The 16,443-nt window shown below is 48.6% G+C and carries 15 protein-coding genes; 14 read left to right on the top strand and 1 reads right to left on the bottom strand.

Annotation, left to right across the window (positions count from 1 at the left end):
- The first annotated feature begins 291 nt into the window (after positions 1–291).
- From HMPREF3090_RS02875 to HMPREF3090_RS02815, 13 genes are all read left to right on the top strand, one after another.
- Positions 292–2,199, top strand: coding sequence for an ABC-F family ATP-binding cassette domain-containing protein (locus HMPREF3090_RS02875; protein WP_070485879.1), 1,908 nt, complete (start codon positions 292–294; stop codon positions 2,197–2,199).
- An 11-nt stretch (positions 2,200–2,210) separates the two neighbouring features.
- Positions 2,211–3,155 carry a thymidylate synthase gene (locus HMPREF3090_RS02870; RefSeq protein ID WP_067976246.1) on the top strand — a complete coding sequence of 315 codons (945 nt, stop codon included), beginning with the start codon at positions 2,211–2,213 and terminating at the stop codon, positions 3,153–3,155.
- Between the two features lie 31 nt (positions 3,156–3,186).
- Positions 3,187–3,684: a dihydrofolate reductase gene (locus HMPREF3090_RS02865; RefSeq protein WP_067976245.1), complete on the top strand. Its 498-nt coding sequence runs from the start codon at positions 3,187–3,189 to the stop codon at positions 3,682–3,684.
- Positions 3,684–4,304, top strand: a complete 621-nt coding sequence (locus HMPREF3090_RS02860) for a DUF2140 family protein (protein WP_067976243.1) — start codon at positions 3,684–3,686, stop codon at positions 4,302–4,304. The genes HMPREF3090_RS02865 and HMPREF3090_RS02860 overlap by 1 nt, the downstream gene beginning before the upstream one ends.
- Positions 4,305–4,316: 12 nt before the next feature.
- A complete protein-coding gene (locus HMPREF3090_RS02855) occupies positions 4,317–4,544 on the top strand; it encodes a YozE family protein (RefSeq protein ID WP_067976241.1) in 228 nt (75 codons plus the stop codon).
- 13 nt (positions 4,545–4,557) lie between these two features.
- Positions 4,558–6,054: a S41 family peptidase gene (locus HMPREF3090_RS02850; protein ID WP_067976239.1), complete on the top strand. Its 1,497-nt coding sequence runs from the start codon at positions 4,558–4,560 to the stop codon at positions 6,052–6,054.
- A 15-nt stretch (positions 6,055–6,069) separates the two neighbouring features.
- The gene (gene lepB / locus HMPREF3090_RS02845) at positions 6,070–6,618 is read left to right on the top strand and encodes a signal peptidase I (RefSeq protein WP_067976237.1); all 549 of its coding nucleotides are present in this window, start codon (positions 6,070–6,072) and stop codon (positions 6,616–6,618) included.
- Between the two features lie 60 nt (positions 6,619–6,678).
- Positions 6,679–7,557, top strand: coding sequence for a ribosome biogenesis GTPase YlqF (ylqF, locus tag HMPREF3090_RS02840; RefSeq protein WP_070485877.1), 879 nt, complete (start codon positions 6,679–6,681; stop codon positions 7,555–7,557).
- Positions 7,550–8,326 (top strand): ribonuclease HII, encoded by a 777-nt coding sequence (locus HMPREF3090_RS02835; protein WP_067976231.1) that lies wholly within the window; start codon positions 7,550–7,552, stop codon positions 8,324–8,326. The genes ylqF and HMPREF3090_RS02835 overlap by 8 nt, the downstream gene beginning before the upstream one ends.
- A 63-nt stretch (positions 8,327–8,389) precedes the next feature.
- The gene (gene dprA, locus HMPREF3090_RS02830; RefSeq protein ID WP_067976230.1) at positions 8,390–9,235 is read left to right on the top strand and encodes a DNA-processing protein DprA; all 846 of its coding nucleotides are present in this window, start codon (positions 8,390–8,392) and stop codon (positions 9,233–9,235) included.
- Positions 9,236–9,419: 184 nt separating this feature from the next.
- Entirely contained in the window at positions 9,420–11,489 is a 2,070-nt protein-coding gene (topA, locus tag HMPREF3090_RS02825) for a type I DNA topoisomerase (protein WP_067976229.1), read from the top strand.
- Positions 11,490–11,655: 166 nt separating this feature from the next.
- On the top strand, positions 11,656–12,591 hold the full coding sequence (xerC, locus tag HMPREF3090_RS02820) for a tyrosine recombinase XerC (protein ID WP_230080811.1): 936 nt from the start codon (positions 11,656–11,658) through the stop codon (positions 12,589–12,591).
- A gap of 4 nt (positions 12,592–12,595) precedes the next feature.
- Positions 12,596–13,414 (top strand): hypothetical protein, encoded by an 819-nt coding sequence (locus HMPREF3090_RS02815; RefSeq protein WP_067976228.1) that lies wholly within the window; start codon positions 12,596–12,598, stop codon positions 13,412–13,414.
- A gap of 165 nt (positions 13,415–13,579) precedes the next feature.
- On the opposite strand, the gene plsY is transcribed toward HMPREF3090_RS02815, so the two are convergent.
- A complete protein-coding gene (gene plsY, locus HMPREF3090_RS02810; RefSeq protein ID WP_067976227.1) occupies positions 13,580–14,185 on the bottom strand; it encodes a glycerol-3-phosphate 1-O-acyltransferase PlsY in 606 nt (201 codons plus the stop codon).
- Positions 14,186–14,385: 200 nt separating this feature from the next.
- On the opposite strand from plsY, the gene parE reads away from it, so the two are divergent.
- Entirely contained in the window at positions 14,386–16,440 is a 2,055-nt protein-coding gene (gene parE, locus HMPREF3090_RS02805; RefSeq protein ID WP_067976226.1) for a DNA topoisomerase IV subunit B, read from the top strand.
- Positions 16,441–16,443: the final 3 nt, after the last annotated feature.

The raw sequence follows: 16,443 nt of genomic DNA, 5'->3' as shown, positions 1-16,443 counted from the left end.
GCGAAGGCTAGCGGGAGAAATAGACCTCTGGAGCTAAAAGCCAGAGAAGACTGAAGGTCCTCGGCGAATTTTAGTGAAGAGGAGCTATTTCTGCTAGCCTAAACCCGAGTACGGCGGGGACTTTGTGAAGTGACACGAAAGCTGATCTTGCGAACCCAACTAGGTTGAAAACAAAGGCGAAAAAATTAAAGGGCCTGCTTGGTCGTGTCTTTATAAAAACTTTGCTTCCTAACCCCGAACTTATGATAAACTATAAGGATGTAAGTAACTTTAAAGGAGTCGATGAAATAGATGAAAGATTTCAAGGCCTTAAATTGGTATAAAACTTATGGGGAGAAACCCCTGTTAACAGATGTCTCCTTCCTTATTCGGGGAGGGGACCATGTGGGCTTGATTGGAACCAACGGCTCAGGAAAAAGTACTTTAATGCGTATTTTAGCAGGCGTGGACAGCCTGGATAGCGGGGAAATGGAGCACCCCAAAGATTTCAAGGTCACTATGGTTAGCCAAGAGGAAAACTTTGATGAAGACCTCACAATCTTTGAAGCCGTCTATGATTCAGAGAGCCACTTGGTCCAAATTGTAGCTCGCTACCAGGAAGCGGCCCACCGCCTCGCGCAGTCGCCCCAGGATAAAGACCTCCAAGCTGCCTTTAGCCAGGCGGAAGAGGCTATGAATGCAGAAGATGGCTGGCAATTGGATACAACCATCCATACCGTCCTCAACCAGCTAGGCTTTACAGATAGCTCACTAACTATCCGCCAGCTGAGCGGGGGACAGCGTAAGCGGATTGGCCTAGCCAAGGCCTTGATTGAAGAACCCGACCTCTTCCTCCTCGATGAACCGACCAACCACCTGGACTTTGAGATGGTTGCCTGGTTGGAGAAGTATTTAGCTAATTATAAGGGGTCGGTCCTCTTGATTACCCACGACCGTTACTTCCTGGACCGGGTAGTAGGTCGTATTTTTGCCTTGGACCATGGGAACTTGCGCGAATACGAGGGCAATTACCAGGCTTATCTGGAGAAGAAGGCCATCGAGGACGAGCAAGAACGTGAGACGGCCCGCAAACAAAAGCAACTCTATAAGAAGGAATTAGCCTGGATGCGGACAGGCGCCAAGGCTCGGACGACTAAGCAGCAAGCTCGGATTAACCGCTTCGAGGACTTGGAAGGCCAAGTGAAAGGCCAAAGGGGACCGGACCAGAAGCTCAGTATCGACTTTGACCAAGAGCGCCTAGGTAAGAAGGTTATCGAATGTCAGGATTTAACGGTTGGCTATGAGTCAGAAGCTCCCCTGGTCAAAAACTTAGACCTTCTCGTCCAGAACCGGGACCGAATCGGGATTATCGGGGAGAATGGGGCAGGAAAGACCAGTCTGATGAATACCATTGCTGGTCTCTTGCCTCCCTTATCTGGCCAAGTTGTGATAGGGGAGACGGTAAAAATAGGCTACTTCCAACAAGTGCCTGTCGATTTGCCCGAAGACAAGCGGGTCATTTCTTATATCCAAGAAGAGGCGGAAGACTATGTTTACCGGGATGGGAAAACCCTCAGTGCCTCCCAGATGCTGGAAACCTTCCTCTTTGACCGGTCCATGCATGGGGTGAAGATTTCATCCCTGTCAGGGGGCGAGAAGAAGCGGCTCTACCTCTTGCGTATCCTCATGGCCCGGCTCAATGTCTTATTCTTAGATGAGCCGACCAATGACCTGGATATCCAGACCCTGACCATCCTGGAAGATTATTTAGAAGATTTCCCAGGCGCTGTCCTGACCGTCAGCCACGACCGTTACTTCCTCGACAAGGTAGTCGACAAGCTCTTGGCCATCGATGACCATCATGAGGTCGATATCTTCTTCGGTTCCTATAGCGACTACCAAGAAGAGCTTAAGGCAGCGGACAAGGCCAAGGCGGAGGCCCAGGCCAAAAAAACACCCAAGGAGCCAGCAGAAGCTCAAAAACAAAAGGACCCAGATCGCAAAAACCGGATGACCTACCAAGAGAAGAAGGACTGGGAACAGATCGAAACGGTGATTAGTCAACTAGAAGACAAGCTCCAAAGCATTGATGAAGAGATGTTAGCCAATGGAGCAGACTATGGGAAATTAGCCGACTTACAAAAAGAAAAAGAGACCACCGAAGCTGAACTTTTAGACCAAATGACGTATTGGGATTATCTCAGTGAAAAAACTTATTAGGGAGTGACACAATGGCCAAACAATATTTAGACTTATTGCAACATATTTTAGACAAGGGAAGCTTTAAGGATGACCGAACAGGGGTAGGGACCCTGTCGACTTTCGGCTACCAGATGCGCTTTGACTTGAATGAGGGCTTTCCACTTCTGACAACCAAAAAAGTCGCTTTTGGTTTAATTAAGAGCGAACTCCTCTGGTTTTTAAGAGGGGATACCAATATTCGCTTCTTACTCGAGCATAATAACCATATCTGGGATGAGTGGGCCTTTAAGAATTGGGTGGAAAGCGCGGCCTACCAAGGACCGGATATGACTGATTTTGGTCTGCGGGCTGAAAGCGACTCAGACTTCGCGGCAGTTTATAAAGAAGAAATGTCTAAGTTCCGCCAGCTCATGCTTGAAGACGATGATTTTGCGGCTCAATATGGCAACCTCGGTGCGGTCTACGGTAAACAGTGGCGGCACTGGGAGACCCGGGATGGGGGAGAGATTGACCAAATCGCCATCCTCCTCGACCAATTGCGCCATACACCAGATTCAAGACGGATGATTCTCAGCGCTTGGAATCCTGAAGATGTGCCAGATATGGCCCTGCCTCCCTGCCATACTTTGAGCCAGTTCTATGTCCAAGATGGGAAATTGAGCTGCCAGCTCTACCAGCGGAGTGCCGATGTCTTCCTGGGCGTTCCTTTTAATATCGCCTCTTATGCCTTATTGACCCATCTTTTAGCTCGGGAAGTGGGACTCGGTGTGGGCGATTTCGTCCATAGTTTTGGTGATGTGCATATTTATAAGAACCACTTAGACCAAGTCAAGGAACAATTGTCGCGCGAGCCCCGTCCCTTGCCTGAACTCGTCATTAAAGGAGAAGCCCCGATGGATGAGCTTGCGACTGAAGATATCTTCGTCCAAGGCTACGACCCTTACCCAGCCATTAAGGCCCCTGTTGCTGTTTAATGTCATGATTTAACGCTGAAGGAGAGTTAAGATGTTAATTGCCGTTTGGGCCCAGGCCCGCAATGGTGTCATCGGTAAAGATCAGAAGATGCCCTGGCACCTGCCCAATGATTTTCAATTCTTTCGTTCCCAAACCATGTACCATAAGATTGTCCTCGGCCGCAAAACCTTTGAGGGCATGGGCTCTAAGCCTCTGCCTGACCGCCAGACCTATATCCTGACTCGTTCAGAATCGATTGCAATCAATGGCGATAGGTCCTCTGTTGAACTCATCCATGCTATCGATCCCATCCTAGAACTGGCCAAGAAGGAAGATGTCTATATTATCGGCGGTAAGCAGATTTACCAAAGCTTCTGGCCTTATTTAGATGAATTGCGGGTAACTTACATCGACCATGCCATGGCAGGGGATACGGTCATGGATCCTGACCTCAGTGATTTCCACAGCTATGCGGAAATCAAGGGCGCAGTTGACGATAAGAATCCTTACCCCCATCGTTTTATTTTTTACCGACGGGAGGCTAAGTGATGGCAAGACAAAGCAATGGCTGGCGACGGGCCTTCTTTATTCTCCTCGGCTTAGTCCTGGCCCTAGCACTTGGCCTCTTCCTTGTCCTCTCCAGTATCCGGCCTTCTTATGAACCGGTTGACCAGGGAGAGCTAGCCCAAACGGAAGAGACCATACAAGCTGAAACCCAGCTCAGCCGAGAGAGCTTTAACGTTCTCATGCAGGCTCTCCTAGCTGGCGACCAGGTGCCTTACCGCCTCCACTTGGACGATCAGGTCCATTTATTAGGCCAATTTCAGGTCTTAGGGCAAGAGCTGTCTTATGAGATTCGTGCCCAGGCAGAAGCCCAGAATGACGGGAATATTGGTCTTTCTATAGAGGCCATTGAAGTAGAAGGCTTGGACCTGCCCATTGGAACTAGTCTAGCACTCTTTAGCCGGCTCATTCCCGACCATGTGCCGCTCAGTGTGGATAGGGACCAGGAGCGTCTCATTGTCCGCCTCGACCAAGTTTCAGCAGAGGGACAGGTCGCTATCGTAGCGCAAGCGATTGACCTGCCTAACAATCAGATCAAACTTGCCTTTTCCCTGCCTTTGCCTTATGCTGTAGAACAAATAGAAGCTTACCGACAAGGCCAGTAGAGGAGGAAGAAGATGTCACTTTCATTTTACCGCTATGTGGAACGGTTTAGAGGGCGGGGCAGTCTAGAGGTCGACCAGAAGGAAGCTTTTGCTGACTTGGTCTACCGCGACCTGGACTTTCCCCGCGACAGTAAGGAATTCGATGAAATCAGCCGCTATATTGAAGGCCATAGTGACTATGCCGATTACATCTCATGTTTTGATGACTTATGGCAGGCCTATGACTATGAACAAGGTTAGAAAGTAGGCTCACATGCAGGAAGATAAACACACGCAAACAAGTGACCAAGCTAAAGCAAGCCCTAAAAATACAGGCAAGTTGGGCAAAAAAAGAGTTGGGCAGGGTGCTCTCTGCCTGTCGGTTGGACTGGTCCTGGGTATCCTAGGAACCAATACCTATACCACAGGCCGTTTACCCTGGGACCTGCTAGCTTCAGACCAGGCCCTATCGGCTGCTGACCTGCGTAAGCTCCAGTACGGCTACCAAATCTTGAACGACCAATATATTGGAGACGTTAAGAAGGGGGAAGTCGTGAATGGTGCTATGGCGGGAATGGCAGATAGTGTAAAAGACCCCTATACCGCTTATTTGACCGGTGCTGCTTCAGAGAGTCTGGATGAAACCATCAAGGGGAGTTTTGAAGGGATTGGCGCCCAAGTCACTACCGAGAATGGCTGGCTTACAATTATCAGCCCCATCAAGGATTCACCCGCTGAAAAAGCTGGCTTACAGGCCAATGATATCATCCTCGAAGTGGATGGCAAGTCGACCAAGGGTTTGTCTACCGAAGAAGCGGTCAAGATGATCCGCGGCGAGAAGGGAACAGAGGTCGAGCTGAAGATTAAGCGGGGCGACCAAGAGCAGACAGTCAAGGTGAAGCGGGATGAAATCCCTATCGAAACCGTCCATGCCCGTCTTATGGACCAAGCCCCTGACGTCGGCCATATCCAAATCTCCGAATTCTCAGAAACGACCTACGACGAACTCGTTCAAAACCTCAAGGACCTGCAAAAGCAGGGCGCTAAGAAATTCGTCTTAGATGTGCGGGGGAATCCAGGGGGCCTCTTGCCTTCCGTTTTGAAGGTTGCCAATATCTTCCTCGAAGAGGGGCAGACCATTTTGAAGGTGGAAGACAACCAGGGGGAAGAGCAAGTCTACCAGGCCAATAGCCAAGACTTGGGCGACTTTAAAGTCCAAGCCCCTCTCGTTGTCCTAATTGATGAAGGTTCGGCCAGTGCGAGTGAAATCTTAGCCGGCGCCCTCCAACAGAGCGGTCAAGTGCCGGTCGTGGGTCAGAATTCTTATGGTAAGGGATCCGTGCAGACTGTCTTCCCCCTTGATAAGAATGGGAAGATGAAGGTCACTGTGGCGAAATGGCTAACTCCTGACGGTACTTGGATCAATGAGAAGGGAATCCAGCCAGATATTGAGCAAAGCCTGCCAGAATATGCTAAACTGACCCTAATTGATACGAGCCAGCACTACAAGGCGGGCCAACAATCTGAGGCCGTCCTCAATATTCAAAAGATCCTCCACAGCTTGGGTTATCTCAGCGAAGACCAGGTGACCAGCCGTTACGACCAAGGCACCGTTGAAGCGGTTCAAACCGTCCAGGAAGAAGCCGGCTTGAAGGTCACAGGAGAAGTGGACGGAGAAACCGCCCTGCGTTTAACCCAAAAGATGCAAGAGAAGATTAAAGCCAATGATAGCCAGTTGGATAAGGCCATTGACGTCTTGGCGCAAGCTTAGAAAGAAGGCAAATTGATGAAACGATTTTTTAATGAAGTAATTTCTTTTATCCTCCCAATTCTCATTGCGGTTGTCCTAGTTTTAGGGGTGCAAAAATACATTGCCTTCCCGATTAATATTTCGGGTGACTCCATGGCGCCTACTCTCCACAATGGGGATATGGCCATCGCCTATCGCTTGGCTGAACCAGATCGCGGGGATATTGTCGTCTTCCCGGGCCCCGATGCCCCTAATGAGAAATACATCAAACGGGTAATCGGTAAGGCTGGGGATACGATTAAATACCAGGACAACCAGCTCTACGTCAACGGCGAGCCTGTTAAAGAGGAATATCTGGAGCCCTTAAAGGCCAGCAATCCCGGCCAGCTGGTGACCCAGAACTTCACCCTCGAAGAACTGACCAATGAAAAAACGGTGCCTGAGGGCGAATTCTTTGTCCTCGGTGACAACCGTCCCGTTTCAAAGGACAGCCGCTATTTTGGCTTCGTCCACAGCGACCAAGTCGAAGGGACCACCAACTTTAGATTCTGGCCCCTATCTGACTTCGGCAAGATTCAAGAATAAATTTTAAGGAGGCAGCCTGCCTCCCTTTTTAATGACAAGCTATAAAGGAGTGAAAATAAGATGGCAACAATTCAATGGTATCCTGGACATATGGCCAAAGCCAAGAAAGAGGTCCAAAACCACCTGAGCCAAGTCGACTATGTAATCGAACTCAGGGATGCCCGGGTGCCCGAAAGCAGTAAGAACCCGATGATCGATCAGATTATCCAAGACAAGCCCCGGATCATTGTCCTTAATAAATCAGACCTAGCCGATAAAGAAGAAACCCAGGCTTGGCTAGACCTGCTCAACCAAGAAGAAGGCAGCCAGGCTTGCGCCTTAAACAGTAAAAACCCCAAGGAAATGAAACGCTTTAAGAAAAAGCTCTACGACTGGACAGCCCCCGTGCGAGAAAAGTGGCAGGCCAAGGGAGTCAAACACCAAGCGGTCCGTCTCATGATTGTAGGAATTCCCAATGTGGGTAAGTCTACCTTTATCAACCAATTTACCCAAAAGAAAAAGGCCCAAGTCGGGAATAAGCCCGGTGTCACCAAGGGCCAACAATGGATTCGAATCGATAAGGATTTTGAACTTTTAGATACTCCGGGAATTCTCTGGCCTAAGTTTGAAGACCCAGAAGTAGGGACGCGTCTGGCCCTCTGTACGGCGATTAAGCAGACCCATTATTACAACGATGACATTGCCCTCTATGCTTTAGCCTTCCTCATGGACTATTATCCCGGTGCCATCGAGGCCAAGTATCCCATTTCTGCTGACCAGGTACACCCTCCATATCCGGAACTCCTCATGACCCTAACGGAAAAGATGGGCTTCTTAGATGATTACGACCGGGCCTCAGAAAAAATCATCAAGGACTTCCAAGATGGCGCCATTAGCCGGCTGACCTTGGACCGAGTGGCGGACTATGAAATGGCTCAGGAGGCAGCTGATAATGACTAAGCGCGAGAGCATCCAAGCCATTAAAGACCGGCTCCAAGCCAAGGGAGCGGACCTGAGGCCGGAAGACCTGGCTCCCTATAGCCAAGACGAGCGCAAGGGGGTCCAGCAGGTCCTCAAGACTTACCAGCGCCGCATCGACCGGGCCCAAGAAGAAGGAGCAGCGATCCAAGAGTTGAGGGCCTATGAAGACCAGCTGAGGGCCCAGGGCTATGCCTATATTGCTGGCGTTGACGAAGTAGGGCGGGGGCCCCTGGCTGGGCCAGTTGTCACTTGTGCGGTCATTTTGCCCCCAGATATGCCAGCTGTTTACTTCAATGACTCCAAGCAGCTCTCCCATAAGAAGCGCCAGGCCTTGGTTGCCGATATCGATAAGTATGCCCTGGCCTGCGAGATTGGCCTCAGTCCCGCTGAACGTATTGACCGCATTAATATCCTCCAGGCGACTAAAGAAGCGATGGCGGCTTCTGTTAACCAGCTCCAACCCAAGGCTTCCTATGTCCTGGTTGATGCGATAACCATACCGGGAATCAGCCAGCCCCAAGAGGCGATCATCAAAGGCGATGCGCGTATTTATTCCATTGCTGCGGCATCAATCTATGCCAAGGAGTATCGAGACCGTCTCATGGCAGACTATGCCGAGCTTTATCCAGAATATGGTTTCGACCAACATGCAGGCTACGGAACTAAGGCCCACTTAGAGGCCCTAGCCAAGTACGGCCCTTGCCCCATCCACCGCAAAAGCTTTGCCCCAGTTAAAGATTTTATTTAATGAATAAATCACTTGATGAACTGGCCGCTCTTTCGTTTATATATGAATGAAGGAGTTGATAAGATGTTTAACAAGCTAAGTCGTCGCCAACAAGAGATTTACCTGACCGAATCGGGCCTCATTCCCTATAGCGAGCGCCTGCGATTATTGCAGGATCCTGACCGAGAAAGAGTAAAGATCCCAGCCAAACACTATGACAAATGGCAGAACTTTACCGCCCACTACCCACCGGCCTATTTCCAAGAACTCTACCAAAAAGAGGGGGTCGTGCCCCTTGTCCTTGGCGATGCTGCCTATCCTGAGGGGCTTATAGAAACCCATAAACCAGCCCTTGTCCTCTTCTGCCAGGGAGACCTTACATTATTGAAACGCCTAGCCCTAGCCGTAGTCGGCAGCCGTAAAATGACAGTTTATGGTCAGGAAGCACTAGAGAGCCTCCTACCAGAAGTCGCTAAGAAATTAGTCATTGTCAGCGGATTAGCAAATGGAATCGATTGCCTATCTCATCAGATAGCTATGAAAGAGCAAGGGAACACCATTGCGGTTATTGGGACTGGATTGGGTCAAGTTTATCCAGACAACCATGCCAAGCTGCAGAGCCAAATTGCACGCGACCACTTGCTGGTCTCGGCCTTGCCTTATCATGCGGGTGCCAAGCGCTGGCACTTTCCTTACCGCAATGAAATTATCGCGGGCCTTTCTGCCGCCTGCCTAGTAGTCGAAGCGGGGCATAAGAGTGGGTCCTTGATTACAGCGAATTATGCCTTGCAGGCTAACCGAGATGTCTTTGCCGTACCTGGCCCCATCAACCAGCCGCTCTCTCGGGGGACCAATGAATTGATCCAGGCAGGGGCTAAGCTGATTTTGACCAGTCAAGATATCCTGGAAGAGTATAGCCATCTTTTTTGAATCATTTCTACTATTATAATAAGGGACAATTTAAGCAATTTTTTTCTCTCGCCATCATTTTATATTTGACAAAGAATCTTGAATGGCATAATATGAGAATCAATTTGACAGCTTATCCGACACTTCAGCCTTTTCCAGCATCTTCTTATTATCCTGTCGGGTAAATTCGAAAGGAGTTATTCTTTTGGCTTATAAGTACCTTGTCATTGTGGAATCACCGACTAAGGCGAAAACCATTGAAAAATATTTAGGCAGAAATTACAAAGTGGTTGCAAGTAAGGGCCACTTGCGGGACCTCCCTAAGAGTAAGATGGGGATCGATATCGAAAATGAGTATGATCCTTACTATATTACTATTCGGGGCAAGGGACCCATTATTAAAGAATTGAAGAAATACGCGAAAAAAGCAGAAAAAATTTACCTGGCTTCCGACCCGGACCGGGAAGGGGAGGCCATCGCCTGGCACCTGGCCTATATCCTAGGTCTTGACCCTAAGGATAAGATCCGGGTGACCTATAATGAAATTACCAAGGAAGCCGTTAAGGAGGCCTTCAAGCACGCCCGGCCGATCGACAATGACCTGGTAGATGCCCAGCAGGCACGCCGGATCCTCGACCGCTTGGTGGGCTATAGCCTGTCACCGATTCTCTGGTCCAAGGTCAAAAAAGGCCTGTCTGCTGGACGGGTTCAATCGGTCGCTTTACACTTAATCATTGAGCGTGAAAAGGAAATTCGCAATTTCAAACCAGAAGAATACTGGTCTATTGACGGCGAATTTAAGAAGGGGCGAGAAAAGTTCAAAGCCAATGCTTCTAAATTCAAAGGCAAGAAGCTTGATCTAAAGAACAAGCAAGATGTTGACCAGTTGATGGCCCACATCACATCTGATGAATTCACCATTGCCAACCTGACCAAGAAGCAACGGCAAAGAAAGCCACAAAAACCTTTCACCACGTCTTCGCTCCAACAAGAAGCTTCTAAGCGGCTTAAATTCCGGACCCGGAAGACTATGATGATCGCCCAACAATTATATGAAGGAATTAATATTGGCAAGGGAAGCGTCGGTCTGATTACCTACATGCGTACCGACTCCACCCGGGTCGCTGATGTCGCCAAAGAAGGGGCCAGTGACTTTATCACTAACACTTACGGTAAGGAATACCTGGGTAAGCAAGGGCAAAGCAAGGCCAAAAACAGCAATGCCCAAGACGCCCACGAAGCCATTCGTCCTTCAGCTCCCGACCGGACCCCTCAGTCCATCGAATCTTACCTGACCAAGGACCAGTACAAGCTCTACAGCCTCATCTGGTGCCGGTTTATGGCCAGTCAAATGGCGCCTGCTATCTATGACACAGTAGGCTGCGACATCGTCCAAGGAGAAGTTTCTTTCCGGGCAACAGGTTCACAAATTAAATTTGAAGGTTATCAAAAAGTCTACGCTGAGAAAAAGGAAAAGGATAATCCGCTCCCTGACTTAGCTAATGGGGATACTGTAAAGAGTGTCAGCTTAGATCCTAAGCAACACTTTACCCAACCCCCAGCCCGCTATACGGAAGCTAGCCTCATCCAAACTTTGGAAGAAAACGGCGTCGGGCGGCCATCGACCTATTCACCAACCATTGAAACCCTGATCAAACGTTACTATGTTAAGATCGAAGCCCGACGCTTTGAGCCGACCGAGCTCGGTGAAATCGTCAACCAACTCGTTGCCACGTATTTCCCAGACATTGTTGATGTGAACTTCACGGCCAGCCTAGAAAATGAGCTGGATAAGATTGAAGAGGGCAAGGAAGAGTGGGTGGAAGTCATCGACCGCTTCTACCAACCCTTCGCCAAGGACTTGGAAAACGCTGAGGAAAAAATTGAAAAAATTGTCATCAAAGATGAGGCCGCTGGTTTCGACTGCGAAAAATGTGGCCATCCCATGGTGATTAAATTGGGCCGCTATGGCAAATTCTACGCCTGCTCTAACTTCCCTGACTGCCGGAATACCAAGGCCATTGTCAAGGAAATTGGTGTCGACTGTCCTAAGTGCCAAGAAGGCCAAGTCATTGAGCGGAAATCGAAAAAGAACCGTATTTTCTACGGCTGCAGCCGTTATCCTGACTGTGATTTTGCTTCTTGGGACAAGCCCATTGGTCGCCAGTGCCCAGTTTGCCAAAACTACCTCGTTGAAAAGAAAAAGCGGGGGAGTAAACAAGTCAAATGTAGCCAATGCGACTACCAAGAAAGCGAACAAAAAGGGGATAATTAGAAGCTCTTCTTAGTTTCTAGTCCCACCTCTTACTTACTTTTTTGCTATGGCAACATAAATTAAAAACTATTTATTCGAAGAGATAAAATCAATTTCCGACTTTGGATGATTTTATCTCTTTGTTTGTGTTATAATGTTTAGGTAAAAGAGGGTGAGTGCCATCGAGTTGACAGCAAAAGGAAAAGCCTTCCTAAACTACCTTACAAATGAAAGACACTATAGTGAAGAAACGCTCCTAGCCTACCAGCATGACCTTGAGGAATTTGCGGATTTTCTATCGGAAGCAAATGTAAACGATTTAAAAGATTTGACTTATCAAGATATCCGCCGCTATTTATTCCAATTACAAAAAAAGGACCTGGCCAAGTCATCGCTTGCCAGGCGTTTGAGTAGTTTACGGTCTGCTTTTAATTTTTTCCAAGAATCCGGTTGGGTCGATAACAATCCTTTTCAATATGTTCATTCGCCCAAGCAAGGCTTGCACCTGCCGGACTTTTTTTATGAGGAGGAGCTGCTTGCTCTATTCGAAGCCGTCCAAGGTCCTGAAGCTCTCCAGCAGAGGGACCGAGCTCTTCTCGAATTTCTTTATGCAACGGGCGCCCGGGTTAGCGAATGCACGGAACTTAGCTTAGACCAAGTTGAATTGGACGCCATGGTCGTGCTCCTCCACGGTAAGGGGGGCAAGGACCGCTATGTGCCGTTCGGTGGGCCTTGTAAGGAGGCTTTACAGACCTATCTAGCTGAGGGACGCCAAGAGCTCCTAGCTAAATCTGGCGAAGATCATCAGCTCGTTTTTGTTAACTACAAAGGACAGGGGCTCAGCCGTGAGGGGATTGCCTATATTCTCAAGCAGATAGTCAAACGGAGTGCCTCCCAGCTGGCCATCCACCCCCACAAACTCCGCCACTCCTTTGCCACCCATTTATTGAACCATGGAGCAGATATTCGGACCGTCCAGGAGCTACTGGGCCACTCCAGCCTCTCCACCACCCAAATCTATACCCACCTTTCTAAGGAAAGCCTACGTCAGAATTATATGACTTTTCACCCGCGGGCCCAGCGTCAAGGGCACAATTCAAACCGATCATCTCAGGAGGACTAAAATTATGGATATTCAGGAAGTATTAGATAAAATTCGCCAAGTTAAACGTGTCGTTCAAACGGAAGATATTATTTCAGAAGACAAGGGCAGCGATTTTCCTTTCCAGCGTTTAGTTGAAGAAATCTCTGAAATTCTCGCGGTCAACGCCTATCTGTTAAATTATGAAGGCCAGCTGCTCGGTTATTTGTCTATCTTTGATGATATTAACAGTGCCCGGACCCATCAAATGATGGAAGAGAAGCAATTAGACCCCAATTACATGAAGCGGGTCCAAGAACTTACCGTTACCCTGACTAATATCCCTGTTGAAGACGAACGCACTATTTTTGCCAATGAATATGCGGCCAATTTCCCTAATGGTAAGACGACAATTATTCCGATTATCGGCCATGGTCGGGGACTAGGTTATCTGATCCTAGCTCGTAAAAAACAGGCCTTCGATGCCGGTGATATGATCCTAGGAGAATATGTCGCAACGATCCTGGCTATTGAAATTGAAAACCTCCTCCACCAGCAAGAAGACCGCCAACAAAAGAACCGACTGATGGCTAAGAAGGCAGTGGCTTCCTTAAGCTTCTCCGAATTGGCTGCTATGCGGACAATCTTAAAGGATAAGACCGAGCCTAGCTTCCGCTTCACCGCCTCACGTTTAGCGGAAAAAGAGGGCTTGACCCGGTCCATCATTGTCAACGGCATCCGCAAGATGGAATCCGCCAATATCCTCTCCTCCCAGTCACTTGGCACTAAGGGCACCTTTATCGACCTCTACACCGAAGAGAACCTCCACCTGATCCAGGAAACCTTAGACCAAGAAGAGCGCTAAGCAAGACGATATGATAAAGAAAAAGAGGAGCTGGAAAAACGCCAGTTCCTCTTATATAAAGCTAGCTCTACCAGCTAGTTCACGACCGATGGGAGATCCTTAATAGATCATCCATCGGTCGCTTAAATTTTAGGGTTTCTTCGTCTCTAAAGCTTTATCGTCCCATTATTTTTTGGCCCGGAAACCAAAAGGCACCTTGGATTCACTACCATTGAGGATGCGTTCAATATTGGTCCGGTGCCTGAGGATAACGATCAAGCATACAATGACTAAGATCAGTTGGAGGAAATGATCGCTAGTAAAAAGAAGCGACAAGACCAAAGCCGTCAACACACCAGTGATTGAAGCTAAGCTCACCATGCGTGAGAAGTAGAGGACTAAGAAGAAGGCGCCAATCCCCAAAAGGGAAATCAGGGGCGCGTAGAAGAGTCCCATGCCGAAGCTAGAAGCCACGGCCTTACCTCCCTTGAACTTGAGAAAGATCGAGAAGCTATGGCCCAAAATGACCGCAATGCCATAAACCAGGGGATGCCAAGTAAAGACAGTAAAGCTCTGGGCAATGAGGACAATGAGACCTGCTTTGAGCATATCGCAGACGAAGACAAATAAGCCACCGGTCCTACCAAGAGCACGAAAGGCATTGGTGGTCCCGATATTCCCTGAGCCGTAGTCACGGAGGTCAGTCTGATAGAAGACCCGACCGATCAGTAGCCCAAAAGGAACTGAGCCAAGAAGATAAGCAATAATTAAAAGTAATAGATTTAATAACATATATTCACCTGCTTTTTTGACATGTCTATATTATAGCATTATTCCGACCGCCCTTGATTAAAAAATTCAAAAGGGGCACAAAACTAGGCAAAGGAAACAGGCATTGTGAATTGAGTAAAAATCGAGTAAGATGGTAAAAGATGTCTTTTGAGACGCGATGAAATAAATGATTATAATGGATTAAAGGGGACATGCTTAAGATGACCAAAAAGCAAGCACAATATGATGAAAGTTCAATCCAAGTCCTAGAAGGCTTGGAAGCCGTCAGAAAACGGCCGGGAATGTATGTGGGATCAACAGATAGCCGAGGCCTTCACCACTTGGTCTATGAGATTGTAGACAATTCTGTCGATGAGGCTCTTGCTGGCTATTGCGATGAGATTGACGTCTGCATCCATCCAGATAATTCTGTCACCGTCCAAGATAATGGCCGGGGCATGCCCATTGGCCAACATGCGACAGGCCGGCCCACGGTAGAAGTTATTTTAACCGTCCTCCATGCCGGAGGGAAGTTCGGAGGTGGCGGCTATTCGACTTCAGGTGGCTTGCACGGGGTTGGCTCTTCTGTCGTGAACGCACTTTCTTCATCACTAGAAGTTACCGTCCACCGTGACCAAAAAGAGTATAAGCAAGCTTTCAAGGACGGCGGTAAGCCAGGTAAGGCCCACTTGAAGTCCATTAAATCCAAGGCCACAGGAACCAAGATTCATTTCAAACCAGATGAAAAAATCTTTGGCCAGGCCCAATTCGATCGCAAGACCTTACAAGAGCACTTGCGCGAATCAGCCTTCTTAATGAAGAACTTAAAGATTAATTTTAAAGATGAAAGAGAGGACTTCGAAGAAAGCTACCACTATGAAGAGGGGATTGTCGCCTTCGTTAAATACCTTAATGAAGACAAGGACGCCCTCCACCAGGCTGTTTATTTCGAAGACAAGGCAGCCGAGAGCGGAATCGAGATGGAACTCGCCTTCCAGTACAACGATGGCTATTCCGAAACCATCCTATCCTTTGTCAACAATGTACGGACTTCGGACGGGGGGACCCATGTTTCAGGGCTTAAGACCGGACTTACCAAGGCCTTCAATGAATATGCGCGGAAGACCAACCTGCTCAAACCCAAGGAAAAAAACCTGGAAGGGACCGATGTGCGCGAAGGCTTCACGGCTGTCCTATCCATCCATGTGCCGGAAGAATACCTACAATTTGAAGGGCAGACCAAGAGTAAGCTAGGAACCCCCCAGGCTCGGTCCAGTGTGGAAGCTATGGTTAATGAGAAGTTGGGCATCTACCTTCTCGAAAACGGGGAATCCGCCCAGCACTTGGTCCGCAAGGCATTGAAAGCTCGAGAAGCCCGGGATGCTGCTCGCAAGGCCCGGGAAGAGAGCCGCAAGGGCAAGAAGAGCCGCAAACGAGAAACTCTCTTATCCGGCAAGCTGACCCCTGCCCAGGGTAAAAACGCTAAACGTAATGAGCTCTTCTTAGTCGAAGGGGATTCAGCGGGAGGCTCAGCCAAGCAGGGACGGGACCGGAAGTTCCAAGCCATCCTACCGCTTCGAGGCAAGGTCTTAAATACGGAAAAGGCCAGCATGCAGGATATCTTAAAGAATGAAGAATTGAATACTATTATCTATACCATCGGTGCCGGCGTCGGGGTAGAATTTGAACTTGCCGATGCAAATTACGATAAGGTCATCATCATGACCGATGCGGATACCGATGGGGCCCATATTCAAGTCCTCCTCTTGACCTTCTTCTACCGCTATATGCGGCCCTTGGTCGAAGCCGGCAAGGTTTATTTGGCTATGCCTCCTCTTTATAAAGTATCTAAAGGTAAGGGGAAAAAGGCAAAAATCCGCTATGCTTGGACCGATGAAGAGCTTGCCCAAGTGACTAAGGAAGTTGGCAAGGGCTATACCCTCCAACGCTACAAGGGTCTGGGGGAAATGAATGCTGACCAATTATGGGAAACGACGATGAACCCTGACTCCCGCACCTTGATCCGGGTGACCTTGGATGACCAATCGCTAGCTGAGAAGCGTGTTTCCGTCCTGATGGGGAACAAGGTAGCCCCTAGACGGGAATGGATTGAAGAAAATGTTGCCTTTACTATGGATGAAGAGGACAAGCTTTTAGAGGCTGCTAGCCAGGAGAGCGATCCAGAAATGGAAGAAGAATTGGCCAGTAAACTGGCTGACCAGTCTGCTGGTCCCGAAGCTGACCAAACGAGTCTATTTGATGATGAGGAGTTTTAGTGC

The organism is Aerococcus sp. HMSC23C02, from assembly GCF_001806805.1.
Classification (GTDB): Bacteria; Bacillota; Bacilli; order Lactobacillales; family Aerococcaceae; genus Aerococcus; species Aerococcus sanguinicola.
Note: the sequence above shows the minus strand (reverse complement) of the source record. Positions and strands in the feature narration are given on the sequence as shown.